The 25,356-nt window shown below is 61.2% G+C and carries 21 protein-coding genes; 9 read left to right on the forward strand and 12 right to left on the reverse strand.

Features of this window, described 5'->3' with window-relative positions; genetic code table 11:
* Positions 1-47: 47 nt before the first annotated feature.
* The gene (locus A477_RS0107055) at positions 48-440 is read left to right on the forward strand and encodes a universal stress protein (protein ID WP_017198318.1); all 393 of its coding nucleotides are present in this window, start codon (positions 48-50) and stop codon (positions 438-440) included.
* Between the two features lie 69 nt (positions 441-509).
* On the opposite strand, the gene A477_RS0107060 is transcribed toward A477_RS0107055, so the two are convergent.
* From A477_RS0107060 to A477_RS23270, 3 genes are read right to left on the reverse strand one after another with little or no spacing between them, the layout of a single operon-like run.
* Positions 510-3,101, reverse strand: coding sequence for a GH32 C-terminal domain-containing protein (locus tag A477_RS0107060; protein WP_017198319.1), 2,592 nt, complete (start codon positions 3,099-3,101; stop codon positions 510-512).
* A gap of 39 nt (positions 3,102-3,140) precedes the next feature.
* Positions 3,141-4,346, reverse strand: a complete 1,206-nt coding sequence (locus A477_RS0107065; RefSeq protein ID WP_017198320.1) for a NosD domain-containing protein — start codon at positions 4,344-4,346, stop codon at positions 3,141-3,143.
* Positions 4,347-4,405: 59 nt separating this feature from the next.
* Positions 4,406-4,585: a hypothetical protein gene (locus A477_RS23270; RefSeq protein ID WP_157367057.1), complete on the reverse strand. Its 180-nt coding sequence runs from the start codon at positions 4,583-4,585 to the stop codon at positions 4,406-4,408.
* Between the two features lie 373 nt (positions 4,586-4,958).
* Between A477_RS23270 and A477_RS0107075 the strand changes: the two genes are divergently transcribed.
* The 7 genes from A477_RS0107075 to A477_RS0107105 all read left to right on the forward strand — a co-directional run bounded on the left by A477_RS0107075 (position 4,959) and on the right by A477_RS0107105 (position 12,974).
* A complete protein-coding gene (locus A477_RS0107075) occupies positions 4,959-6,236 on the forward strand; it encodes an ABC transporter substrate-binding protein (RefSeq protein ID WP_017198322.1) in 1,278 nt (425 codons plus the stop codon).
* A gap of 72 nt (positions 6,237-6,308) precedes the next feature.
* Positions 6,309-7,196 (forward strand): carbohydrate ABC transporter permease, encoded by an 888-nt coding sequence (locus A477_RS0107080; RefSeq protein ID WP_017198323.1) that lies wholly within the window; start codon positions 6,309-6,311, stop codon positions 7,194-7,196.
* Positions 7,196-8,161: a carbohydrate ABC transporter permease gene (locus tag A477_RS0107085; protein ID WP_017198324.1), complete on the forward strand. Its 966-nt coding sequence runs from the start codon at positions 7,196-7,198 to the stop codon at positions 8,159-8,161. Before A477_RS0107080 ends, A477_RS0107085 begins: the two co-directional genes overlap by 1 nt.
* A 44-nt stretch (positions 8,162-8,205) precedes the next feature.
* On the forward strand, positions 8,206-9,603 hold the full coding sequence (locus A477_RS0107090; protein WP_017198325.1) for a NosD domain-containing protein: 1,398 nt from the start codon (positions 8,206-8,208) through the stop codon (positions 9,601-9,603).
* Positions 9,604-9,672: 69 nt separating this feature from the next.
* Complete coding sequence (locus tag A477_RS0107095; protein WP_017198326.1) at positions 9,673-10,761, forward strand: LacI family DNA-binding transcriptional regulator; 1,089 nt, start codon at positions 9,673-9,675, stop codon at positions 10,759-10,761.
* A 48-nt stretch (positions 10,762-10,809) separates the two neighbouring features.
* A complete protein-coding gene (locus A477_RS0107100) occupies positions 10,810-12,438 on the forward strand; it encodes a glycoside hydrolase family 32 protein (RefSeq protein ID WP_017198327.1) in 1,629 nt (542 codons plus the stop codon).
* Positions 12,439-12,443: 5 nt separating this feature from the next.
* Positions 12,444-12,974: a GNAT family N-acetyltransferase gene (locus tag A477_RS0107105; protein WP_017198328.1), complete on the forward strand. Its 531-nt coding sequence runs from the start codon at positions 12,444-12,446 to the stop codon at positions 12,972-12,974.
* Between the two features lie 4 nt (positions 12,975-12,978).
* Here A477_RS0107105 and A477_RS0107110 read toward each other — a convergent pair whose 3' ends face one another.
* Positions 12,979-15,114, reverse strand: coding sequence for an amylo-alpha-1,6-glucosidase (locus tag A477_RS0107110; RefSeq protein ID WP_017198329.1), 2,136 nt, complete (start codon positions 15,112-15,114; stop codon positions 12,979-12,981).
* A gap of 50 nt (positions 15,115-15,164) precedes the next feature.
* Positions 15,165-16,238 carry a glycosyltransferase family 4 protein gene (locus tag A477_RS0107115; protein WP_020372808.1) on the reverse strand — a complete coding sequence of 358 codons (1,074 nt, stop codon included), beginning with the start codon at positions 16,236-16,238 and terminating at the stop codon, positions 15,165-15,167.
* A gap of 158 nt (positions 16,239-16,396) precedes the next feature.
* On the opposite strand from A477_RS0107115, the gene A477_RS0107120 reads away from it, so the two are divergent.
* Positions 16,397-17,095: a DsbA family oxidoreductase gene (locus A477_RS0107120; protein ID WP_026005417.1), complete on the forward strand. Its 699-nt coding sequence runs from the start codon at positions 16,397-16,399 to the stop codon at positions 17,093-17,095.
* A 73-nt stretch (positions 17,096-17,168) separates the two neighbouring features.
* On the opposite strand, the gene arfA is transcribed toward A477_RS0107120, so the two are convergent.
* The 7 genes from arfA to A477_RS0107155 form a co-directional block, all read right to left on the reverse strand.
* Positions 17,169-18,707, reverse strand: a complete 1,539-nt coding sequence (gene arfA, locus A477_RS0107125) for an arabinosylfuranosidase ArfA (protein WP_017198331.1) — start codon at positions 18,705-18,707, stop codon at positions 17,169-17,171.
* Positions 18,708-18,773: 66 nt separating this feature from the next.
* Positions 18,774-19,670, reverse strand: a complete 897-nt coding sequence (locus A477_RS0107130; RefSeq protein ID WP_017198332.1) for a carbohydrate ABC transporter permease — start codon at positions 19,668-19,670, stop codon at positions 18,774-18,776.
* Positions 19,671-19,672: 2 nt separating this feature from the next.
* On the reverse strand, positions 19,673-20,620 hold the full coding sequence (locus A477_RS0107135; RefSeq protein WP_017198333.1) for a carbohydrate ABC transporter permease: 948 nt from the start codon (positions 20,618-20,620) through the stop codon (positions 19,673-19,675).
* 36 nt (positions 20,621-20,656) lie between these two features.
* The gene (locus A477_RS0107140; RefSeq protein ID WP_017198334.1) at positions 20,657-21,991 is read right to left on the reverse strand and encodes an extracellular solute-binding protein; all 1,335 of its coding nucleotides are present in this window, start codon (positions 21,989-21,991) and stop codon (positions 20,657-20,659) included.
* A gap of 202 nt (positions 21,992-22,193) precedes the next feature.
* Positions 22,194-23,195, reverse strand: coding sequence for a LacI family DNA-binding transcriptional regulator (locus tag A477_RS0107145; RefSeq protein ID WP_026005418.1), 1,002 nt, complete (start codon positions 23,193-23,195; stop codon positions 22,194-22,196).
* 157 nt (positions 23,196-23,352) lie between these two features.
* A complete protein-coding gene (locus A477_RS0107150; RefSeq protein ID WP_017198336.1) occupies positions 23,353-24,144 on the reverse strand; it encodes a TIM barrel protein in 792 nt (263 codons plus the stop codon).
* Positions 24,141-25,262 (reverse strand): Gfo/Idh/MocA family oxidoreductase, encoded by a 1,122-nt coding sequence (locus tag A477_RS0107155; RefSeq protein WP_017198337.1) that lies wholly within the window; start codon positions 25,260-25,262, stop codon positions 24,141-24,143. The genes A477_RS0107150 and A477_RS0107155 overlap by 4 nt, the downstream gene beginning before the upstream one ends.
* Between the last annotated feature and the right edge of the window lie 94 nt (positions 25,263-25,356).

Here is a 25,356-nt window from a genome sequence, read left to right on the forward strand (position 1 = left end):
GGCGATGCCAGCCGCCTCCCCAACAACCAAGCCAACAAGGAGAAACCATGACAATCGTGGTGGGATACGTCCCCACACCAGAAGGCGAAGCGGCGTTGACGCAGGCCATCGCCGAGGCCAAGAAGAGCAATGACACCCTCCTGGTCATCAACTCCTCCAAGGGCGACGCCTTGGTGGACAACCGGTACGCCCAGGAGCCGGACATCCAGAGCATCGAGGAGCGGCTCGCTGACCAAGGCATCCAGCACATCATCAAGCAACCGGTCCGCGGCCATGACGCGGCTGCCGAAGTCCTGGACGCAGCGGACGAGAATGATGCCGATCTGATTGTCATCGGCCTTCGCCGCCGCAGCCCGGTAGGCAAGCTCATCATGGGCAGCGTCTCCCAGCGGATCCTGCTGGAGGCGGACTGCCCGGTCCTGGCGGTGAAAGCGGACTAAGTAAGGCATTAAACGCACGACGACGGCTGGTCACCTGGGTGACCAGCCGTCGTCGTGCGTTCGGCCGGTTTAGCCGCCCCACATCGCTGGGTTGAGCGGCGTCACGGTCATGCTTTCAAGACGTGCAGTGCCTCCTTCGGAAAAAACCGAGATTGCGTTGGCGCCGGCGGTTGGAAAGACCTGGTCGGTAATGGTTGTCAGACCGTCCTGTGCAAAAACCTCCACAGATGCCCGGTCCACATACACCCGCAGGTGGATCCTGCCATTGATCAACTCCACCTTCGCGTCCTCGACTGAACTGAAGGCGGGATGGAAGCCTTCGTTGCCGGAGTTGGTCCGGTCGATGGCGAGCCGCTGAGTGCCCGTCGCGTAACCGATCCTTGTTGATTCGTTGGCGTTTCCGAGCACTTTCAGGCCGAACGCGGACGCGCTACCCGGGGAGAACTCAGCATCGATCTGCACCACGTCGCCTGCGATCGGAAGAGTGGTGGTTCCCGGTTGGAGGTCCTGCGCGGGCGCCGTGTAGGACGCGGCCGTGTTCTTCAGCGCGTCCGCCTGTGACACCACCTCCTGCCGCAGCCTTGGTCCGGCAGGAGTCTGTGTGAGAGCCACCTCACGCGGCAGGGCCATGCTTCCGCGCCAGGTTGAAGTGGGCGTGTTTTGGCCGTAATCCCAGTTGTTCATCCAGCCCAGCATGATGCGCTTACCAGCGGGGGCGCTATTGAAGGAAACCGCCGCGTAGTAGTCCCGGCCCCAGTCCAGCCAATCGTGTTGCTCCACATGGGATACGTCCGAGGAAACAAATTCGTCCGCCAGGATGTGCCCCCATCCGCCCCTGTTGTTGTCCACGATCCTGATGGTGGCCTGGCTGCCCTTATAGGCGCTGACGTCCCAAGCGTTCCATTTCAAGTGCTCGGAATCGGCGCCGGTGGCGGTCCGGACCGTCTGACCGTTGACCACCAGGTTCACTGTGGTTTCGACGCTGCGGACCTTGGCCGGCTCGGAACCAAGGACCATGTTGTCCAGCGTCAGATGACCCCAAGGGCCGGTCGCGTTGTCCACAATTCTGATGCGGGCACTTTGGCCGTGCCAAGGGGAAACATCCCAGTTTTGCCAGTTCAGGTCCCCCGAACCAGCGCCGTTCGCAGTGCGGACTGGCATCCCGCCCACCAGCAGCTCGACCTGCAGTTGTCCATCGGTGCGGCTGCCGCCGCCGAGGAGGAAAGCGATATTGGTGTTGGTCAGGTAGAACTCAGGGGACGTGATAGTGCCGACGTTGTTGTCTTGGTACGGCCCGCCTTCGAAGGTGTTGATCCTTTTCCCGATGGCGAATTCACCGCCCGACGTCGATGGGTTCAGCGCCGCTTGGAAGTTGCCTGTGAGTTGCCAGCCGGCTTGAGTGAGCGTTCCGGAGTAGTCGAAACCGTCAAACAGCAGGTATCCCGGAGGGGCTTGGTTTCCCGATTGTTTCCCGTATTCCTGAGGATGGTTTCCGCCCCCGACCAGGAAGTTAAGGTAGTCCTTGTCCAGCGTGAAGGGGGCGGATTCCATAGTGCCAACCGGGGCGTCTCCGCCGTGGAATCCGTTCACCAGCCCGGCGCCAATGTGACCGGTGACTTGCTGTTGCCCCGGAAGGGCCCCTGTGGCCGGCGCACTTGCCCAAGGACCTGAACTGGTGGATGGATCGTTCTGGATGTTCCAGCCGGTGAAGCTGCCGCCGTTGAAACCGGCCAGGACGTCGCCGGGTGGAAGCTGGCTGGCAGAATCGATGTTTTCGGCGGTGAATGTTGTCCCGTTGAAGTCCCCAACGAAATATTGTCCGCCGCTGCCGCCGCCAACCGCACCGGGATTGATGTTCACGGCCAGCACCCACTTGACGTTGTTGGGGTCCCCATCAACGGGTAAGGGGAACAAATCAGGACACTCCCACTGCCCGCCAACGGCGTTTGCCGGCCCGAAATCCGACAGGTAATTCCAGTCCTTCAGGTTGGTGCTCTGATACAAAAGGACCCGGCGCTCATCGGCTTCCACCGCGGCCATCACCCAATAGTCTGCTCCGGACGCATTGTCGTACCAGAAGACCTTGGGGTCACGGAAGCTGGAGGTGTTCCGGTTGAGGACGGGATTGCTGCCGTATTTGGTCCAGCTTTGCCCGTCGTCGAGGCTATAGGCCAGCGATTGCGCCTGTTTGCCTGCCAGACTTGGATGGGCGCCCGTGTAGTTGCTCGTGTACACAGCTACCATTGGGGGGTTCTGCAAGGTCCCAAACCCGCTGCTGTTCCGGGTGTCCACCACCACGGATCCGGAGAAGATCTCCTCGATGACGTTATTGTTTCCGTCGCGGCCGCGCGGGATGGCGAGGGGATGCTCTTCCCAGTGGATCAGGTCTGTTGATGAGGCATGACCCCAGCTCATGTTCCCCCACCCCGTTCCCTCAGGGTTGTACTGGTAATACATGTGGTACTTGCCGTTGTGGTAGACGAGCCCGTTGGGATCGTTCATCCAGTTGGCCTCAGGTGTGTAGTGCAGATAGGGCCGATACTGCTGCGTGGACGGTTCCGGATCGGTGGCGCGCGCAGCATTCGTGGCGATGGTGAACGAAGCAGCGGTGAGGGCCACCACCGTCCCAAGTGACAGCAAAGCTTTGGTGCGTCTGGTCATCTTTGACAGACCTTTCAAGAGTGCTTGCCTAGGGGGTTGTTACGGAGTCGCCCTGAAGGAGTGGCTGCTCTGGAAGGGTTGGAACTGAGCTTGGGTTCCGCTGTCCAGGACTTTGGTTCCGGTAGTGGACGAGTCAAGGGTGACGGTGTGCACCGCGATTGCTGACACCGTGTTGTTGGTGGCGATGAAGTTGTTGTTCCCAGATGCCACCAGGATGATGGTGGGCGTCTGTCCCGGTGGTTTTACGGACCCGGACGGGACGTCGTAGCTGAAATGGTTGCCTGTCACGGTGTTGTTGCTGCCGGCAAGGTGAACCAGGCCGAAGAGATCATCCAGTCCGTTGTTGTACGGCTTAAGGGGGTCGAATGGTTCCATCTGACGGAGAAAGTGATTGGCCCCCACCAGGTTCTCGGTGCAACTCCCCTCAAAATTCACCATCCCGGGGTAGAACGCATGGAATCGGTTGGACGTGATGGACGATCGGGCGCAGTCCTTGAAGTGCACACTGCTCTTGCCTCGAGGGAACACGTTGTTGCCTGTCACCAGGAGGCCCCAATGCCCCTCCGCGAAGATGGAGAACCCAACGAAGCCCGCGCCGATGAGGTTGTCCGTGACTTTCGAAGCCTGGCCTGAGCCCGTGAGTTCAATGCAAGAGCCACATTCAGCGAGGAAATTGCCGCTGACGCTGAGGGCATCCGTGTCCCGCACCACCAGGCCGTGCTCCAGGTACACCATGCCCATCCCTTCAACCCTGCAGGAATCGTTGGCAGAATCGAAGCGGATGCCTGTCTTGCCGTTGGTGTAATCGTTCTCGTTGGCCCCGAAAGAGACTCCGTCCAGGCAGAAGTTCTGGAACACCACGGAACTAAGCCGTGGATCGCCCGTCCGGTAAACACGGAAGGCGTCGCTGTTCCCATCAGTGTTTTCCACCCGGATTCGGCTGCCACCAGGATTAATTTCGTGCCAGGTGGACGTGTTGCCGGCGTTGTAACGGATACTCAGCGAGGTAAAACCGTGCCCGGAACCGCGGATAGTCAGATAACTGATGTCCACGTTCACACGGGTTTTGAGCGAGTAGTCTCCCGGCGGAATGTAGATCACGGCGCCCGGCTTGGATGCCTGATTGGTCTGCTGGCTCTTGATGTCAGCGATGATGCTGTTCATGATGAGCCCGATGTCGTTGTATGGGGTTGCGCTTGGGTTCCCTGGAACGCTCCAGGTGGTGACGTCGTAGACAGTGGTCAAAGCTGGTTCTCCTCATCGTTGGGGTACTGCTTGAACGGTGTGTTGCACCGCTGATCGGCCTAAAGGACTCCAATAATTGCCCTGTGGCCGGACGTGGCCGGCAACGGACCAGGGGTTTGCTGCGCAGCGCGCGCCTGCGCCGCCTCGGGCTTGGAAGAGAGTGCGATGACGGCCGCGACCGCTGCCGCCGGGAACATCCGGAGGATGCTCCTTCGGCTGATGGTGGATGGTTGTTTCACAGTTCTCCTTTGAAGTGGGCTTCGAGCCTGTCTGTGACCGGTTGCTGCGGGAAAGCTTGCAGAGCCGCTCCCCTTGCCGCCTGGTTCACCCGCAAGGAATGGAGCGAAGGGCAGGAAAAGGTTCGGGTTGTGATTGCACGCTGCCAAAATTGCCAAAACGATTTATCGCGAGCTGGGAGAAACACTAAGCGGTGGTGAAGAAGGGTGTCAACGACAAAATCCTGGCGGATTTTTTGGCAACGGCGGCCGGCCAAAGTGACGCTTGACACTTCTCAAGAGACGGTCCTACAGTGTTGCCAAGTCGTTTTGGCAAAACGATTCTTCACCCCAAACAGTCTTGCCATCCCGTTCGAGAGAAAGTGAGTCGACAGCGATGTCCACTCGAAACACCATCTCCAGGCTCGTCACCCTTGGCGGCGTCTGCACCGCCGTCGCACTCGCGGCTACCGGATGCGGCGCAGGGGGCCCGGCACCAACGTCGGGTAGCGCCGCAGGCACCGTCAACGTCCTGGTGGAAGCCGGCGGTCATGCCGAACTCACCGGCGTTGCCGAACAGTGCAAGAAGGACACCGGAATCGACGTCAACTTTGTGGAACTGCCTTACGACGGCATGTTCAACCGGCTCTCCAGCGAATTCTCTTCCGGCAACGTTTCCTTCGACGTCGCCGCACTCGACTCCGTGTGGCTTCCGAGCTTCAAGGATGCGGTCCAGCCCATCGACGAAATCTTCACTGACGAGGCCAAGAAGGACATCTTCCCCGCGCTGGTCAAGGAAGCAAACGTGGACGGCCACTTCATCGGCCTGCCGGCGTGGACCAATGCCGAGATCATCCTCTACCGCCAGGACCTCTTCGAAGACGCCAAAAACAAGGCCGACTTCCAGTCAAAGTACGGCTATGAACTCGCCGCACCCACCACGTGGAAGCAGTACCAGGACATTTCGGAGTTCTTCACCAAGGACGGAATGTACGGCACGGATGTCAAGGGCGCCGTGGAAACTGAATGGCTTGCCCACGTCCTGCAGGCCGGCTCCCCCATGGTCCTCGACGGCGACAACGTAGTAATCGATAACGCAGCCCATAAAGAAGCACTCGACTTCTACGTAAGCCTGACAAAGTCGGCGCCTCCGGGTGCTGCACAAGTTGACTGGGCCGCAGCCCAGAACTTGTTCAACCAGGGCAAGACCGCCATGACCCGCTTCTGGGCGCACGCTTACCGTCAGATCCCCAAGGATTCACCGGTGGCAGGCAAAGTGGGAGCCGCAGCAATGATTGGCGGCAGCGCCGGCGTCGCAGGTGTTCCGGGACCTTGGTACCTGTCCGTCCCGAAGGCCACCAAGAACGCAGACTCCGCAAAGAAGTTCATCAAGTGCGCCTACGACCATAACGGCCTGGGCATTGAATCCAGCCTCGGCCTGGCTTCCCGCATCTCCGCTTTCGAGAAGTACCAGGACCAGCCCGGATACGAGAGCTTCAAGCCACTGATCGAAACCCTCAACGGCAAAGCCACCGCCACCCGCCCGGCAACTGCCAAGTGGCAGCAGATCGTAGACACCGTGCTGGTCCCGCTCCTGCAGAAGGCGGTAGCTGGCGGCGACTCCGCGACCCTCCTGGCCGACGCCAAGAAGCAGATCCAGGACCTCCTCAAGTAAAGACTCCGCGGCCGGCACCCGGAACCACAAACTCCGTGCCGGCCGCGGCCCCAACCAGCAGAAGAGAAAATCGTGCGCATCTCCGATCGCCGCTTCGCCCTATACCTCATGACCCCGGCGGCGTTGTTCCTGGCCGTCTTCGTGGCCTACCCGCTGTTCCGCCTCATTGCAGACAGCTTCTTCAAGATCTCGCCCATCGCCGGCGGCCCGCGTGACTTCGTGGGATTCCAGAACTACGTCACCGCATTCGCCTCCGAAGCCTTCATGGGGGCAGGGTGGCGAACCCTCGCCTACACCTTGGTGGTAGTCACCCTCGAGTTCGCCCTCGGCCTGGGAATGGCGCTCCTGTTCACCACGCTCGGGCGCAGCTCGCAGGTTTGGCGGACCGTCTTCCTGTATCCGCTGATGATCGCCCCGATTGTTGCCGGCTTGCTGTGGAAGTTCCTGATGATCGACAACTTCGGCCTCATCGGAACCCTCCTGCACCAGGCGGGTATCCTCTCCAACCCCAACCAGATCGGGTGGTTGTCAGATCCCAACATTGTGCTGTTCTCGGTGGCTATCCCGGACATCTGGCTCACCACCTCCTTCATGTGCCTCGTACTGTTCGCCGGCCTGCAGAACATCCCCGGCGACCTCATTGAAGCTGCACGTTTGGACGGCGCCAAGGCACCCGCGCTCCTGTTCCAGATCATCCTTCCGCTCCTCCGTCCGGTGATCGCAGTGGCGTTGGTTGTCCGAGGAATCGACGCCGCCCGCGCCTTCGACACCATCCTGATTCAAACCAACGGCGGCCCCCAGTCCGCATCCGAAACCATGAGCCTGCTGATCTACCGCACCATGATCCGCTTCGGCGATCCCGGCTTGGCCAGCGCCATGGGCACTATCTACCTGCTGGCGATGCTCGCCGTCGCATTCTTCGCGGTGGCCACCATCTGGCGGCCAGGAAAGGACAACTGATGAGCTCCCGGACCGCGATTTCACGGAACCGAGCCGCAACCGAGGGTGACGTGACCAGCCAAACCGTACAGCCGACGTCGAAAGTCACCGCATCGCAGGGACCGCGTAAGCGCCGCGGCGTCAACCGCGAAGGGCTGGAAGCCGGACGCCGAAGCACCCGGACCATCCTGTGGATCCTGTTGGCGGTGGCCATGGTGCTGTACGGCTTCCCGTTCCTGTACCTGCTGTTCACCTCGTTCAAGACGCCGATCGATACCATCGCCGTTCCCCCCACCATTCTCCCCACGGAATGGACGCTGGAGAACTACGCCAACGCGCTGGGGCGGAGCGGAGTGCTGGCCTCGTTCATCAACAGCGTGCAGACAGCCATCATCAGCACATTGTTGTCTTTGGTTCTGGCTATCCCGGCCGCCTACGGCATCACGCGCTACAAGACTCCCAGCGGCCGTGTGTTCATCATGGCAGCACTGGTGACGCGCATGGTCCCGCCCGTGGCCATCGGCATCCCGCTGGCATCAATGATGTCCTCCGTAGGGCTCGCGGACACGCCCATCGCTTTGTCCATCGCCCACACCACCATCTCGTTGCCACTGTCCATCTGGCTCATGTCCAGCTTCTTTGAGGCTGTGCCCCGCGACTTGGAAGAAGCGGCAACGGTTGATGGCTGCAGCAGGCTCGGAGCGCTCTGGCGGGTGGTCATCCCCGTGGTCTCCGGAGGCATCGCAGTCACCGCGATCTTCGCCTTCCTGGCCTCGTGGAACGAATTCCTGTTCGCCCTCCTCATGACCGCCATCCGTTCGCAAACAACCCCGGTGGTTATCGCGAACTTCCAGACCCAGTTCGGACTGGACTGGGGATCCATGACCGCACTCGCAGCCGTCTACTCGATCCCCGTCATCCTCCTGACCCTTCTCCTGCAGCGCAAGATCGTCGCAGGCATGACGCTCGGCGCTGTTAAGGGCTAAGAGCAGGTCAAGGCCAAGGAATTTTCAAGCTAAGAGAGGACCCCATGTCCAACAGCAACTACTACGACGTCACCACGTGGCCAATCGGCAACCCGTCCGAGGACGTTGGTGAAGTCATCAACAGCATCATCGCGGACATCAAGAGCCGGCAGACGGTCGCGGATGAGAACGACGGCGGCAAGCCGGGAGCGGTGATCTACCTTCCGCCCGGGGACTATCACCTCCGCACGCAGGTGGTCATCGATGTCAGCTTCCTCAAGATCCAGGGCTCGGGACACGGCTTTACGTCCTCGAGCATCCGGTTCAACGTTCCTGAGGAAGAATGGCCGGACCTCCATGAGTTGTGGCCAGGCGGAAGCCGCGTCATCGTCGACATTCCGCTCCGCGACGACTTACTCAGGGACGACGAATCCCAGGGCGCCGCCTTCTACATTGAACGTAGCGGGAGCCCCCGGATCAGCTCAGTGGAATTCGCCAATTTCTGCATCGATGGGTTGCACTTCACCCCGGACGGGTCAGGGCTGCCCGCGGAAAACAGCTACGTCAACGGCAAGACCGGCATCTATGTGGCCAGCGCCAATGACTCCTTCCGGGTTAACGGGATGGGATTCGTCTACCTGGAGAATGCGCTCACCATCTACAAGGCGGACGCCCTTTCCCTCCACGACAATTTCATTGCCGAATGCGGAAGCTGCATCGAACTCCGCGGCTGGGGCCAGGCGTCCAAGATCACGGACAACTTGATTGGGGCCGGATTCAAGGGTCACTCGATCTACGCCCAGAACCATGGCGGGCTCCTGGTCACCGCGAACAACATCTTTCCCCGCGGTGCCAGCAGCATCCATTTCGACGGCGTCACGCGTTCAAGCGTGTCCAACAACCGCCTGCACTCGTTCTACCCCGGGATGGTGGTTCTTGCAGAGAACAGTTCCGAGAACCTCGTGGCCACCAACCACTTCCTTAGGGACCACGAGCCTTGGACTCCCTTCCTGGGAGTCGATAACGGTCGGAATGACCTTTACGGGCTGCTGAGCATCAGTGGCAGCAACAACTCGGTGATCGGCAACCACTTCTCCGAAATAGTGGACGCAGAGAGCATTCGGCCATCGGGGGCCACAGCCGTAATCATCCACTTGGCGGAGGGGGCAGGCAACTTCGTCTCCAACAATCACGTGGTGGCCATGGACGTTCGCGCTGCGTCGAGTGACTCTTGCTTCTCGGCCCAAGTGGACGCGTTGTTGACCACCGGGGCTTCAGGGGGCCTTGAGGTGACGGCGGTCCTGGTTGATTCCGCCTCGGTTCGGAATACCATCCTTGATTCCGGAAATGACGCCCAGGTTATCGCAGACAGGGGCGCCAACGCTGTGAGGTCCACGCCGACCATTGGTTTTGACGCCGCAGGGACCGCCCAAACAAGCCAGCCAGCGGGTATTCCTCGATAGCCTACTGGGACGGCCAGGCCGAACGTAGGATCAGCAACAACATCAACACCATGAGGACGTGGGAAAGCAATGACCAAAAGATCTGTAGGTATCAAAGACGTGGCCGCCGCGGCCGGTGTCTCTGTCACCACCGTCTCCCATGTCCTTAATGACGTTGCTTACGCCCGCGTAGGTACCGAAACGAGGGAACGGGTCCACGAAGCGGCCCAGCGTCTGGGTTACGGACCCAATCGGCTGGCCCAGGCCCTTCGCACCCAACGTTCGGGCATGATCGGTTTCATCAGCGAAGAGATTGCCACCACTCCGCACGCAGGCAGGATCATCCTCGGGGCAGAGGAAACGGCGCGGGCCCGTGGGTACAACATTATGATCATCAACTCCACCAGCACCGGTTCCCAGGACTCGCGTGAAAGCGACGTCGCTGACCTGCTGGATCGGCAGGTGGACGGCATCCTGTATGCCACCATGTACCACCGGAAGCTGTCCGTTCCCAAGAACCTGGCGGGGGTTCCGGCAGTCCTCGTGGACTCCGAGGACATCAACCACTCGGTTTCCTCAGTCATCCCCGATGAAGCCGGCGGCGCACGGCTCGCGGTGCAAACCCTCATCGACGCCGGGCACAAGCGGATCGGCATGATCAACAACACCGACGACGTCCCGGCAACGCACTCCCGGCTGAAGGCTTTCAAGGACACGTTGGCCGATGCCGGACTGACGTTTCATGAAGAGCTGGTCCACTCGGAACTTTCCGAAGTGCCGGGCGGCTACCAAGCGGCGCTGCGTGTCCTGGAGTCCCCCAACCGGCCCACAGCCATCTTCTGCTACAACGACCGGATGGCCATGGGTGCCTATAGGGCGGCCGGGAAACTTGGACTGCGGATACCCGAAGACCTCTCAATCGTGGGTTTCGATAACCAGCAGCTCATTGCCGAAAATCTCTACCCCTCGCTGACCACGGTCGCCCTTCCGCACTATGAAATGGGCGCATGGGCAACAAAGAACCTGATCGACGCCATCGAGGGAAAAACAGACCTGCAGCTTTTGACTGCCCACCCCACCGTTCTTCCCTGCCCTTTGGTCCTGCGTCATTCCGTGGCCTCCGCACCATCCGGTGCTGGCGACAGCAGCGCAGAAGTGACCGCCCGCACCAACACCTGACTCCATCTGCGTCCAGTCCCGGACGCCCCTGACCATAGAGGACCACCAATGCACAGCCGCCCTGTCCCCTCCTGCCCTGAAACGGATGTCCTGGTAGCCGGTGAGGCTCTCGTCGATATCGTTGACACCGCAGCGGGGGCCGTCGAGTTCTCCGGTGGGACGACGCGGAGCCAACCCTCCAACATCGGCCGGCCGGTACTTCACTACACGGCCAACAGCACTTGGCTGAACGATCCCAATGGACTCGTGTTTTACCAGGGCGTTTACCATCTCTTCTACCAGAACAACCCTTTCGACAACGTCTGGGGCAACATGTCCTGGGGCCATGCCACCTCCGAGGACCTGCTTCACTGGAACGAGCATCCCGTAGCCATCGCCTGTGATGGGCAAGAGGACGTGTTTTCCGGAAGCATCGTGGTGGATGAGGGCAACACGAGCGGCTTTGGCACCCCGGAAAACCCGGCCTTGGTTGCCATCTACACCAGCGCTTTCAAGGAAGGTTCGGGCCTCGAAGGGATTCAGGCCCAGTCTCTCGCCTTCTCCACGGACGCGGGAATGACGTGGCAGAAGTACGCGGGCAACCCGGTCCTCAATCGGGGCTCGGCGCATTTCCGCGATCCCAAGGTGTTCCGTTACGACGGTGCGTCGTCTTCATTCTGGGTGATGGTGGCGGTGGAGGCACAGCACCAGAAAGTTGTCCTGTACCGCTCGGCCGACCTCAAGGAATGGGTGTACCTGAGCACGTTCGGGCCTGCCAATGCCACGGGCGGGGAGTGGGAATGTCCTGATCTCTTCCCTCTTCCCGTGGACGGAAACCCGGACCACGTCAAGTGGGTCCTGGTGGTCAACATCAACCCGGGTGCCGTCGCAGGGGGCTCGGGAGGACAGTACTTCGTGGGCCATTTCGATGGGGTTCAGTTCGCTGCGGACAGCGATTCGTTGGTTGAGGACGGAAATACCAACCTGAGGCACTGTCTATGGCTCGATTGGGGCCGCGACTATTACGCAGCAGTCTCCTTCAGCAATGTCCAGGACAACCGCCGCATCATGATCGGCTGGATGAATAACTGGGACTACGCCAATTCCCTGCCGACGTCCCCGTGGCGATCCAGCATGTCGCTGGCCCGCGAAGTGGAGCTGGCCACCATCGACGGCCTGCCCCGCCTGGTCCAGCGCCCCGTTCTGCCGGCCGACCTCGGGCCAACCATCCACACCATCGATAACCAGGAAATTCGCGATTCCACGGTGGAATTGCCGCACGCAGATCCTGCTTCAGTCCAGCGGGTCGACTCAGTGCAGGTGATTGACGCCGAGATCCTGCCCGGAACTGCCGGAACAACCACCCTGGGCCTTCTCGGCGCACCGGACGGAGATGCCGCAACGCTTATCAGCTTCGAGACGGCGACGAGCCAACTCACCCTGGATCGACGCAACTCCGGGAACACCACTTTCCACGAAAAGTTCGCATCGGCAGAGTCTGCCCCCGTGACCCTTGAGGATGGCGTGCTCAGGCTCCGTGTGATCGTCGACCACGGCTCGGTGGAGGTGTTCGCACAAGACGGCAAAGTTGTCTTGACCGATCTGGTGTTCCCCGCATCCGGGAACCTGCGCACCGAGCTGAGCGTGGAGGGTGGCACGGCTACAGTACGTAAACTCACGGTCTCGGCCGTATCCTGACTCACGTGACTGAAACCATCCGCACCGCAACAACGCACGACGCCGGGAAGCTGGCAGAGCTTGCCGCCGTCACCTTCCCGCTGGCGTGCCCGCCCGGCTCCTCGCCGGCGAACATCCAGGCCCACCTTGAGAAGACACTGAGCGAGGCCAACTTCGAGGACTACCTCGCGGACGCGAACATCACCATCCTGGTGCTCGACGACGACGGGCAGCTCAACGGGTACACCATGCTGATCGCCAAGCCGGCCAGCGACCCGGACGTGGCCTCGGTGCTCTCGGCGCTCCCCTCCACGGAGCTAAGCAAGTGCTACGTCCACCCTGACCACCACGGCAAGGGTGCCGCGTCACAACTCATCCAGGCATCGCTGGGCGACGCAGCGGACAAGGGTGCGGCTGGAGTGTGGCTCGGGGTGAACAGCGAGAACGCGAAGGCCATCAGGTTTTACGAGAAGAGCGGCTTCCAGCGGGTGGGCACCAAGTCGTTCAAGCTGGGCGACACCGTGGAGCACGATTTCGTCATGGAGCTCGAGCTCTAAGAAACTACCCGAACAAGTCCCCCGCCAACGGCGGCCGTGGGTCACTCCGCAACTCCAGTCCAGCCGGCAGCCCGGTCACGCTTCCGGACGAGCCAGAGGCTTCAATGGTGATCCGCGAGCGCCCCAGCAGCACGTTGTCAGCTTTGAAGGTGCCCAGGGAGTCCGGCAGGATGGGCGCCAGGTGCAGCACGTTCCGGGTGAAATCGGGATCGAACCGCAGCAGGATCCGGGCGAGTTGTACTGGTGCCGCAGCCGCCCATGCTTGCGGAGAACACGCCGTCGGATAGGGAACCGGCTCCGCAAAATCTCCGCGGTCGAAGCCGCAAAAAAGTTCCGGAAGCTGACCGCCGAAGTGTTCGGCGGCGTCGAACAGTCCGCTCGCAACCCGGCTGGCTTCCTTCACGAAGCCGTACCGCATGAGCCCTGTGGCGGCGAGTGCGGTGTCGTGGGGCCAGACGGAACCGTTGTGGTAGCTGACGGGGTTGTACGCGCCCATGTCGGATCCCAAAGTCCGGATGCCCCACCCGGTGAACATCTCCGGTGACATCAGCCTCTCCGCCACAAGTGGCGCTTTGTCCTCGTCCACAATGCCCATGCACAGGCAGTGCCCCATATTGGACGTGCAGGAATCCACGGGCTTCTTGTCCTTGTCCAACGCCAGCGCGTAATAGCCCTGATCCGGGAGCCAGAAGGCGTCGTTGAAGGCAGCTTTCAGCGCTGCGGCGCGGTCCGCGCAACGGCGCTCGACGGCGGTATCGCCCGCTGCCCGGGCCAGCAGCGACCGTCCCACGTAAGCGGAGTAAGCATAGGCCTGCACCTCGCAGAGGGCTATAGGCGTCTCCGCCATCCGGCCATCGGCGAAGTTGATGCCGTCCCAGGAGTCTTTCCAGCCTTGGTTCACGAGCCCGTGCTCGTTGGGCCTTTGGTACTCGATGAAGCCGTCTCCATCGCGGTCCCCGTAATGTTCCAGCCATTCGATGGCCCGGTCCGCGTGCGGCAGCAGGGACTCGATGATGTCCGAACCCAGGCCCCATCGACTGAGCTCGCCGAGCGTCGAGACGAACAAGGGTGTCGCGTCGGCTGTTCCGTAGTAGGCAGTTCCGCCCAGTGAGAGCCCGGCTGTGACGCCGAGCCTGACCTCATGAGGGATGCGCCCGGGTTCTTCCTCGGAATCCACGTCCACTTTGCTGCCCTGGAGCGCGGCCAGGGTCTGCAGGGTTCCGGCCGCCAAGCGCGGGTCCACCATGAGGGACATGTAGGACGCAAGGAGGGAGTCGCGTCCGAACAGTGCCATGAACCAAGGCGCTCCGGCCGCCACCGCTACGCGGTCCGGATGCTCGGGATCGAAGATGCGCAGCGAGCCCAAATCGCGTTGGCTCCGCTCCAGGACCTCCTCCACATTGCGGTCCGTCACGGCGATCCGGGGTACGTGCTCTTCCCAGGCAACGTGGCGACGAACGCTTGGGGTGTGGTGCAGCGGCGTGGTTTCGGTGAAGGGATCGTTAGGCCCCTTTCCGTTGACCAACGGCAGGGCGATGATGCTGGTGGACCACTGGGTGCGTGCGGGGATGGTGATGTGGAATCGTAAGCCGTCGTCGGACACCTTGGCTCCGGAGGCCCGGAAGGCCACTCCCCTGCGTTGACCGCTGGAGTGCGAGGATTCGATGTGCAGTTCTTTCTTGTGCGCTTTCCTCGTCGGTGCCCCGGCTTTGTTGGTCCGGCCGCCCTTGACGTCGAAGAGATCGGCCAGGTCGGCGTCGATCAGCAGTTCAATCTCGCAGGGCGCGTCCTGCCCCGAGTAGTTCCTGATGGTGATGTCGTCCCGCAGGCCTGCGCCGACGTGGCGTTGATGCTGGACTACCAAGGGGCTGTCGAACCTCCCATCCGCTGAGCATGCCCTGCCCACGTACTCGGCCTGGAAGGCAGTGGGGTTCCGTGCCACCAGAGGCTCCCGCAGTGCGCCATTGATCCTCAGGATCCAGCGCGAAACGATCCGCGTGTCCTGATAGTAGGTGCCTTGGGAGCCGCCGCCGTGGATGTCGCCGGAGTGCGAGGAAATACAAAAGGATGAACCTTCGACGACGGTCACGGCACCCAGTTCGGACGCCCCCGCTTCCGTGTCTTCGTTCCAAGCGGTCATGGCCGGACGGCCTCCTCGGGAGTCTTACTCTTGCTTGAGGGTGGGGAGCCCTAAAGGGTTCGACTCTGATTCTCTTGCAACAGGCCCCCGCCGGGAAGAGGTTTTGCTTGGAATTGTTCGATCACTTTGGCGTAGAGGTCCACGTGATCCGCTGCCATCCGTTGGGCACTGAACGATTCTTCTACCGAGCGTCTGCACGCCTCGCGGCTCAGGTCCGGGATGCGGGCAACGGAGTCGGCCAGCTCCCGGGCAGACCCGACAAAACCGGTGGCCCCATGCCGGACGATTTCCGGGGCCGCCCCTATGGGCGTCGCCAGCACAGGAGTTCCCGTGGCAAGGGCCTCAATCATCACCAGCCCAAATGGTTCGTGCCATTGAATCGGGTTGAGCAGCGCCATCGCATCGCCCATCAACTCGTACTTCTCAGGATCGGACAGTTCGCCCAGGAACTCTTCGTTGGACCCCAAAGCAGGCTGCACCACATCGTGGAAGTAGCCCTGCTCATCCGGAGCGTGCATCTTTGCCGCGATCCTTAGTGGCACTCCTGCTTCCCGGGCGATGGCCACCGCTTCCATCAGCCCCTTGTCCGGGCACATACGGCCCACAAAACAGACGTATCCCCCGGCGCCGCGGCCGACGCTCACTGCCGAGAGGTCAATGCCATGATGGATGACTGCGGAGATTTCAAGGTCCTCAACCCGGCTGCACTGATCGTGGGAGATGGCGATGATAGCGGTGTCCCGTGCCATGTCCCGGTAAAGCGGCGCGTAGCTGGGCGATAGAGGTCCGTGAATGGTGGTGACTACCGGAATGCCAGGTGGTCTGTGTGCATACAGCGGGCCGGCCAGCGTGTGGTCATGGATGATGTCCACGTCCCGCAGCTCCGCGTAGGCCTTGATGACATGCCCCAACTCGCTGAAGCTCTGCCCCAGGTCCTCCGGAACGGCTGGGCCGAAGCCCGGGACTTGGGGCACAGGGCAAGTACTGTCCGCTGCCGTTGCCAGCAGGACTTCGTGGCCGGCGTCGGACAAGGCCCGCGCCAACGCATCCACTACACGCTCTGTTCCGCCGTATTTTTCGGGCGGTACGGTAAACCAAGGTCCAACTATGAGTCCGATTCGCACGAGATCTTCTCTGTGTTGACCCCCAACCCAAAGGCTGTCTGCATAACCTGGTTCCAACATATTCTTGAGCGGCCACCCCGGCAACACCCTTGGGGAAGGTGAGGAAACTAACAGCACGCTCCCGGAATGTCGTGCCACGTCAGGGCGTTGCAGCCAACATGAAGATTGAGATCTGGTCAGACGTCGCGTGTCCATGGTGCTACATCGGCAAGCGCCGCTTTGAGACCGCCCTGGCACAGTTCCCGCACCGTGACTCCGTTGACGTGGAGTGGAAGAGCTACCAGCTGGATCCCTCGGTCCCGGAACACTACGACGGCACCGAGTTGGACTACCTGAGCAAGCGCAAAGGCATGGCTCCGGAGCAGGTCAAGCAAATGTTCGCGCACGTCACGGAGACTGCCAAGGGCGAAGGACTGGAGTACCACTTCGACAAGGTTGTGGTGGCCAACAGCTTCACCGCCCACCGCCTCATCCATTTGGCCGCTGCCCACGGACGCCAGGACGCCGCCAAGGAACGCCTGCTCAGCGATCACTTCGAGCACGGTAAGGACATCGGCAACCATGAGTACCTCACGGAGCTCGGCGCAGCCCTCGAGCTGCCCGCCGACGAGGTTGCCGAGCTCTTCAGCTCCGACAAGTACGCGGACGAGGTAACCCAGGACATCAACGAAGCCCGAGCCATCGGCGTCACCGGTGTCCCGTTCTTCGTCATCGACCGCAAGTACGGCATCTCCGGTGCCCAGCCGGCTGATCTGTTCAGCCAGGCGTTGAACCAGGCGTGGCAGGAAGCCAATCCGCTGATCCCCGTGGGCGCATCCGATGCCGAGGCCTGCGGCCCGGACGGCTGCAGCATTTAACCCAAGTAGGTAACAGCAAACGTCGCAATGAGCGCTCATTGCGACGTTTGCTGTCACCCGGTTGGGTGCGTCGCTAGGCTTTCACCACATCAAGCTCGACGACGGCCCAGGACAGGGCGGGCAGTGTCAGGCGGAGTTCGGAACCGGTAGCCTTCACACCTTCCAGGGCCGTCAGGCCAACCCGGCCCGGCTGGTCCTGGGAATTGATGGTGAAGCGGTCGCCGTCCTCGGGAATTTCAAGAACTTCTGCGCGGAGCACCTGACGGGCGTCGAAACCACGCAGGGCAACCTCGACGTCGGCGGCTTCTTCCAACCCGCGGTTCGCGAAGAAGAGTGCAACCCGGCCCGTTTCCTCATTCCACGTAGCGCTGACATCCACCAGGTCCGTGTCCCCGAAGCGGTTATTCGAGTACTTGTCCGAGTCCACGGAGAGGCGCAGTATCTGGCCCTTGGCGAGCTCTGCCATCCGCGCGAACGGGTGGAAGATGGTCTGCTTCCACGCCGGTCCATTCTCTTCCGAGAGGATCGGTGCGATGACGTTGACCAGCTGGGCCTGGTTGGCGATCTTCACGCGGTCGCCGTGGCGCAACAGCGAGTTCAGCAGTGTTCCAACCACCACTGCGTCCGTCACGTTGTACTTGTCCTCGATGATGCGCGGGTGCTCCCGCCAACCGGCCTTGATCACGTTGTGCGGCTGGTCTTCGGTGTCCAGGCCTCGCTGGTACCAGACGTTCCACTCATCGAAGGACAGATTGATGTGCTTCTTGTGCTTGCCCTTGGCACGAACGGCATCCGCGGTGGCGATCACTGATTCGATGAAGTAATCAGTATCGACGGCGGAAGCCAGGAAGCTGCCCACGTCACCTTCGTGCTCGTAGTAGTAGGCGTGGAGGGACACGTAATCCACTTCCTCGTACGTGTGTGTCAGGACGGTCTGCTCCCATGCTCCAAACGTCGGCATCCCGGAGTTGGAGCTGCCGCAGGCCACCAACTCAAGGGAGGGATCAACGAAGCGCATGGCCTTGGCGGCTTCCTGCGCCAGACGTCCATATTCGTCGGCAGTCTTGTGGCCGATCTGCCACGGCCCGTCCATCTCGTTGCCCAAACACCAGAGCTTGATGTTGAACGGCTCTTTATGCCCGTTCTTGGCGCGGAGGTCGGACAGGTAGGTTCCTCCTGGGTGGTTGGCGTACTCCACGATCTCGCGTGCGGCGTCCACTCCCCTGGTGCCGAGATTGATGGCTTCCATGATTTCCGTGCCGGCCTGCTTGGACCAGTCCACGAACTCGTGCAGACCGAAGGCGTTGGTTTCCACGGTGTGCCAGGCTCCGTCCAGCCTCCGGGGCCTGTTTTCCCGCGGGCCAATGCCGTCTTCCCAGTTGTATCCGGAAACGAAGTTGCCACCGGGGTAGCGGATGACGGTGGCGCCGAGTTCTTTGACCAGCGTGAGGACGTCCTGGCGGAAGCCGTTCGCGTCCGCCTCGGGGTGCCCGGGCTCGTAGATGCCGGTGTAAACACACCGGCCCATGTGCTCCACGAAAGAGCCGAAAAGTCGTCGGGGTACCTCGCCAATGGTGAAGTCGCGGTCGAGGGTGATGCGTGCGCGGGACATGTATCTCCTTGGTTGTGTTCTAAATCTGTTGTGTTCTGAAACTGGTGGTTGGCGAAAGGGTGCCGGTTACGTTCCGGCCAGTCCCGTGGTCGCAACGCCCTTGATGATTTGGCGCTGGAAGAAGAGGAAAACGACGATCAATGGAAGTGCGGCGAGCAGCGCAGATGCCATGTTCTGCGCATACTGGACGCCGTAGGCGCTCTTGATGGTCTGCAGGCCCACGGGAAGGGTCAGCAAGGAGTCGTCATTGGTGGAAATGAAGGGCCAGAGGAAGTTGTTCCACGCCCCGATGAAGACAAAGATGGCGACGGCGGCCAGGATCGGCCGGGACAACGGCAGGATGATCTGCATGAAGATTCGGAGACGACTGGCACCATCCATCACAGCCGCTTCTTCCAGCTCATGGGGGATTTGGTCGAAGAACTTCTTGAGGACGAACACCATGGCGGGATGGATGACCTGGGGCAGGATGATGGCCCAGGAGGTGTCGATCATTTTCAATGCGAGCATTTGGTAGAACAGCGGAATCATCAGCACGGGTGGCGGGACGATGATGGCGGCGATGATCACCGCCATCAGGACCTTCTTGCCTTTGAACTCGATCCTGGATAAGGCGTAAGCCATGAGGGCCGAGATCACCAGGGTGATGGCTGTGATGGCCGCCGAGGTGTAGAGGGAGTTCCACGTCCACAGCGGGATGTTGCCGGCCTGGAACACATTGATAAAGGCGTCAAAGGTAAAACCCGACGGCGGAAACCAGCTGATCTTGGAGGCTGAGGCATCTGCTTCGGACTTGAAGGCAGTAACTGTCGCCCAGGCGAAGGGAATCAGCCACAGAACGGCGATGAACGCGGCGACGGCGACTGCCGCGATCTTGCCCACAGTCCACTTTTTGCGCGGCTGGCGTACGACTTGGCTGGAACCTGTGGCGGGGGTGGAACGGGTAAGGGTGGAAATGGCCATGGCTATGCGCTCCTGCGACGTGTGATGACGAACTGCAGTACCGAAACCAGCACGATCAGCCCGAAGAAGATGTAGGAGATGGCTGCTGAATATCCCAGCCGATATCCGGTAAACCCGGTTTCGAAGATGTACTGGACCACTGGTCGGGTAGATCCGCCCGGCCCGCCCGCCGTCATCTGGTAGATCTGGTCAAACACCTTCAAGGAAGCAAGGATCTGGAGCAACACAATCATCACGGTGGTCGGTGTCAGCTGCGGCAAGGTAATGGAGAAGAACTGCCGCCAAGCGCCGGCACCGTCAAGGGACGCCGCCTCATAGTGCTGTGCAGGAATGTTCTGCATGGCTGCCAGATACAGCAGGAAGTTGAAGCCCACCGTCCACCAGAGTGTCGCGATCACGATCGACCACATGGCCACGTTGGGGTCGTTCAACCACCCGACTTTTGGTATTCCGAACTTTGACAGGAAATCGTTGATCAGGCCGAGTTGCGGGTTGTACATCCAGACGAAGAACAACGAAACAACCGTGGAAGCCAACAGGAATGGCGCAAAGTAGGAGAGCCGCCATAGCCACTGGGCCGGAAGGCCGATGTTCAGGAGCGCCGCCATCACCAACGCAACCAGCACCAGCGGGACAGTACTGATGACCGTGAAATACAGGGTGTTTCCCAGTGAACGCCACATGCCCGAATCGGCAAAGGCTTCCGCATAGTTGGAAAAACCGATGAGACTGTCGTTGGCGCCTGTCAGGGATTTGCCCGTGAGACTCATGTAGAAGCCATACAGGATGGGCCAAATGAGGAAGACGAGGAAGAATACCAGGAAGGGGGCTGCAAACGCCCAGCCGTTCAGGTTATCCCTTCTTCTTCTGAGGGATGAACCGGCTTTGACGCCAGGACTGAAGGTTGTCCGCGGTTGGCTGGCCTGCCGGGACGCTGTAGAGGAACTCATGAAGGACTCCTATGTCGCTCGGTGCTCTGGTGCCGGTCAGACCGGGTTGGGTCGGGATAGAAGATCGTTGGTGCGGGCCACAAAGCCATCCCAACCTGTGACTGCCTTATCGCGTCCCAGAAGCACGTTCTGGATGTGCTCGGCAAAGTAGGTCTGCCAGTCCGAGCCGGAGCCGCTGAACCAGGCCTCGGGATCATAGGCGATGATGTCCGCGGCGTTGGCGTAATGGACCTGCGGCGTGAGCTCGCGGTAAGCCGGCGATTGAATGACGGGTTGGAAGGCGGGGATGTGGCCTGCCTCGGCCCACAACAGCGAGCCCTTCAAGACGTCGCTAACAAACTTGTACGCATCCTTCCGTTGCTCTTCATCAACGGCGAGCTGTCGTGGAAGGACAAAGGAATGGGAATCGGCATAGGAAGCGGGCGTTCCGTAGAGAGTGGGGATGGTGACGGCGTCAACCGGCAAGTTGGCTTTCTTCATGGTGGGCAGTTCCCAGCCGCCGCTGAAGAGCATTCCCGAATCACCCCGGACAAACTCTGCGATGCCGGTATTGATATCACCGCTCTTGGCCGCGATGGTGTCGTCGAAGAGTGACGCCATGAACTCCAAGGACTCGATGGCGGCATCGCGGTCAGCCTCCATGGGCTTGCCGGGGGTCAGCACAATCTCCGCCCCGTGCTGCTTGTAGAGCGTGTAGAACAGCCGCCACATCTGCGACCCCAGATTCAGGTAGCCGAAAGACAATCCGTGGGCCTTGGTGATCTTTTGCATCTCCAGTGCCATGGCCTTGAACTCTTCAGGGGAGCTCACCTCCTGCAACCGGCCGTTGCTTTCCAAAAGCCCGGCCTTGCCGGCTACATCAGTGTTGTAGAACATGATGAACGGGTGCGAGTCCAAGGCCAGGGAGAAGACCTTCCCACCCTGCTGTCCCTTTTCCCAGATGCGCGGGGCGAAGTTCTCCGGGGTGATGCCGTTCTCCGCCAGCAATCCCAGGTCCCACGGCTCAATGAGGCCGCCCGGGGCATATCCGGGGACCCTGCTGGCGTGCATGATGGCAACCTCTGGTGGCCGTCCGCCTGCAGATGCCATGGCGAGTTTGGTGTAGTAGGGCGGTCCCCACGCCAGCACGGTGGGATGGACCTTGAAACCCGCGTTGGCTTGATTGGCGTTCGCGATCATGGCCTGCATCTTGGTGCCGTCACCTCCGGAGAGGAGATGCCAAAAGTTGATGGTCTGCCTTGATGCGGCTCCGGCGGGTCCGCCACAACCGGTGAGGCCCGCGGTCAGAAGGCCGCCGCCAAGTAGCGCTGATCCTGTCAATAGCTGTCTCCGGGACAAACTTTTCCCGGTCAAAGATTCAAACTGCTTCACCCGTCACTCCTTTGGATGGGTCCGCTGAAAGGTCACTGCTTCACTGCAAAGTCCGGTTCCGGTGCATCTCCACGCTCGGGTAAAGGTTGGCCCTGGGGTGACGCGAGTCTCACATTACATCGTTGTAATAGGGAGGGCAAGAGAAATTGTTAGCGCACACAATTTAGGTGCAAGCTCAGGATCCAGTCCTCCGGTGCTGTGTTCAGGCTCTGCTGCTGTCCCGCTCCACGATGGTGTACTCAATTTCAACCAACCGTTGCCCATGGGCCCTGTCGGACATGCGCTCGGTCAACAGGCGCATGGCCTCCGTGGCAATTGCACGCTTATCGAAGGAAACAGTGGTTAGCGAAGGTACCGCAAACCGTCCGTCGATCACGTCGTCGAAACCGGCCACTGCGATGTCATCCGGAACGTGCACGCCCCTCTTCCACAAGGTATTCAGGGCGCCGATAGCCATGGAGTCGGTGAAACAGAACAGCGCCTCAGGTAAGGGGTTGGCGTCCAGATACTCTGCCAGCGATACGGCGGCAGAAGCGGGCGTCCAACTGTCGCAGGAAATCAGCAACGACTCATCCTGGGCAATTCCCAGCATCTGGAGTGCGGCCTTATAGCCGTCCGCGCGTTGGATCGCCGTGGCGGATTGCCTTCCGCGATTGACACCCAGAACTGCGATGCGCCGACGACCGGGCCTGGCCAAAGCGAGGGTCATGTCCCGCGCCGCCGCGAAGCTGTCCACAAAGACGCGGTCGGCCAGCCGCTGCGTGACTTCGCCCAGGAGAACCACCGGAGGCAGCGCGACGCCCACCTGCACGGCACTCTCCTTGAGCACCACGGGATTGAGAATCAGTCCGTCGATCAGGTTGGCCCGCGCCCGTGTCATCAACTCATGCTCACGGTGCGGGTCGGAGCCGGTTTCCTCGATCTGCACGCTGAAGCCTTGCTCATGGGCAACTTCCACAATGCTTTGGGCAATCTCCGCAGAGAAGGGAGTCGCCAGATCCGGTAGCGCCAGTCCAATAACACCCGAACGGCCGTTGCGCAGTCCGCGCGCCGAGAGGTTGGGGACATAATCCAGCTCCGCCATGGCCTGCTCAACCCTGAGCCGCGTGGGGCCGCTCACCGGTACGATCCCATTCATAACGTTCGATACCGTTTTAGGTGAGACCCCTGCACGGCGCGCTACGTCCTTGACCGTTGCGCGCAAGACGCCCCCTAGCTGCTGTTGACCCGGCGCTGCCGGTTGACCGGGTTTCCTTGATGCTACGCGAGTTTTCGTCCTTGGACGCAGCCCACCCGTGCCCCCTGCGGTCAACGCAAAAGCTCATGGCACCAGCCCGGGAAAGCATGCCTACCGCTCGTGGCTAGCTGTCAAAGGCCGCACGAAAAGCAGCCAGCGCGGCGTCCCCTGCTTCCAGGCCGGCTCCTCCGGCGGCCTGCGCTTCGAGACCGACCACCCCCTGGTATCCGGCCGCCTTAAGCGCAGTCGCGATACCTCGGTAGTTGATTTCCCCTGTACCGGGTTCGCACCGGCCGGGGACGTCGGCCACTTGTATTTCCCCTATCCAAGGCAACGCGGTACGGATAAGTTCGATCAGGTTGCCCTCGCCAATTTGGGCGTGATAGAGGTCCAGCATCATCCTGACGTTGGGGTGGCTTACCGCGGACACCAGCGCCAAGGTGTCCTTTGCACGTGCCACAGGGATGCCGGAGTGGTCCAGCACAGTGTTCAAGTTCTCCAACGCGAAGACCACTCCGTACTTCTCGCCCAATGCCGCCAGGCGTTCGAGCGTGCGCCGACCGGTCAGCCACATGTCGCCGGTGGATCGGTAAACGGGGCGGACGGCGCGGCCGCCTTCCCCGAGCTCTGCAGGGTGGACCACCATACGCTCGATTCCAAGTTCAAGCGCGACAGGAATCAGTTTCTCCGCCGACGCCAGTACCTCATCGGCACTGCCGGGATCGGTAAGGCTACCGCCGAAATAGCCGCTCATCGACGAGAACCGGGCTCCTGTTGCTGCCAGGGCCGCGATGTCCCGATTTCGGGTGTCCCACAACTCCACCTCGAAGCCTTGCTCATGGATCCTCTTCACGCGCTCCATCAAGGGCAATTCGCCGTAGAGCATTTCAGCGCAGGCAGCCAAGCGGAAGCTCATGCTTCATCACCTACGGTGTGCAATGCGGGTTCGGCTGGGCGCAGTGCGGCAATACTTGCCACATCAATCGGCAGCCCGGATTGAACTGAACGGGAGGCGGCAAGGGCCACGGCCAAGGCGTTCCGCGCGTCGGTTCCACCGGCGGCTTGGGCGGCGGGGGCCTGGGTACCGTCACGGTCGGCCATCACGGAGTCCACAAAGTGGGCGAGTTCAGCCGTATAGGCATCGTGAAAGAGGTCCACGTTCAGGCGGACGGTGGACGCATTGATGCCGGCGGCGGTATAGCTCATGGCCGTACTGGCCTGCGGGCCTCCCGCCGTCACCATTCCGGCAGAGCCAAAAACTTCTCCCCGCACGTCGTAGCCGTAGAGCGCGTTGAAATTGGCCTCAGCAACAGCGATAGCTCCGTTGCTGTAGGTCACAGTGACCACAGCGGTATCCAACAGCCCACCGTCTTTTGCTTCAGGAGCCACCAGCGCGTCAGCCACAGCATGAACACGAACGGGGACAGCCCCGGGGTTCAGCCAGTTCAAGGTGTCGAAGTCGTGAATGAGGGTCTCCACAAAGATGGTGCCCGGCGGAATCCGCTCCGGATTGGCAATCCCGTCCGCAGTGCCGGGATCGCGGGTCAGGGACCGCAGCAACTGCGGGGTTCCTATGGCACCGTCATCAATGAGCCTGCGGGCGGCGGCAAAGTCGCTTGAGTAGCGGCGGTTGAAGCCGAACTGGACGATCACGCCCGCGGCCCCTGCTGCGTCCAGTGCCTCATCAAGTTCTTCCACGGTGCGGCCGCCCGGTTTCTCGCAGAAAGCGTGCTTACCCGCCCGCGCAGCCGCGGCGACCAGCCCGGCATGAAAGCGCGCAGGCGCGGCGATAAGAACAGCATCCACATCAGGATCATTCACCACATCTGCCGGGTCACTGCTGATCTTGGCAACGCCGAGGCGGCCGGCAAGTGCCTCGACCGCTGGAAGGGCAGGATCGGCGATCGCCTCAAGCCGGGCATTGGGGATACGGTGCGCAACGGACTCAGCGTGGAAACTTCCGATCCACCCCGCTCCGATCAGTCCGATACGAACCGGCCGGTCTTCGGTGACCGGGCGCTGAAGGTAACCCATGGCAGCTCCTGAGATAGTTCTTCTTCTAGATCGTTCTAGTCGCACTATCCTGACATGTCGTTCGGGCTGCGTCTAGATCGTTCTATAGACTGTT

Origin of the sequence: Arthrobacter sp. M2012083 (assembly GCF_000281065.1) — a bacterium.
In the GTDB taxonomy this organism is placed as follows: Bacteria; Actinomycetota; Actinomycetes; order Actinomycetales; family Micrococcaceae; genus Arthrobacter.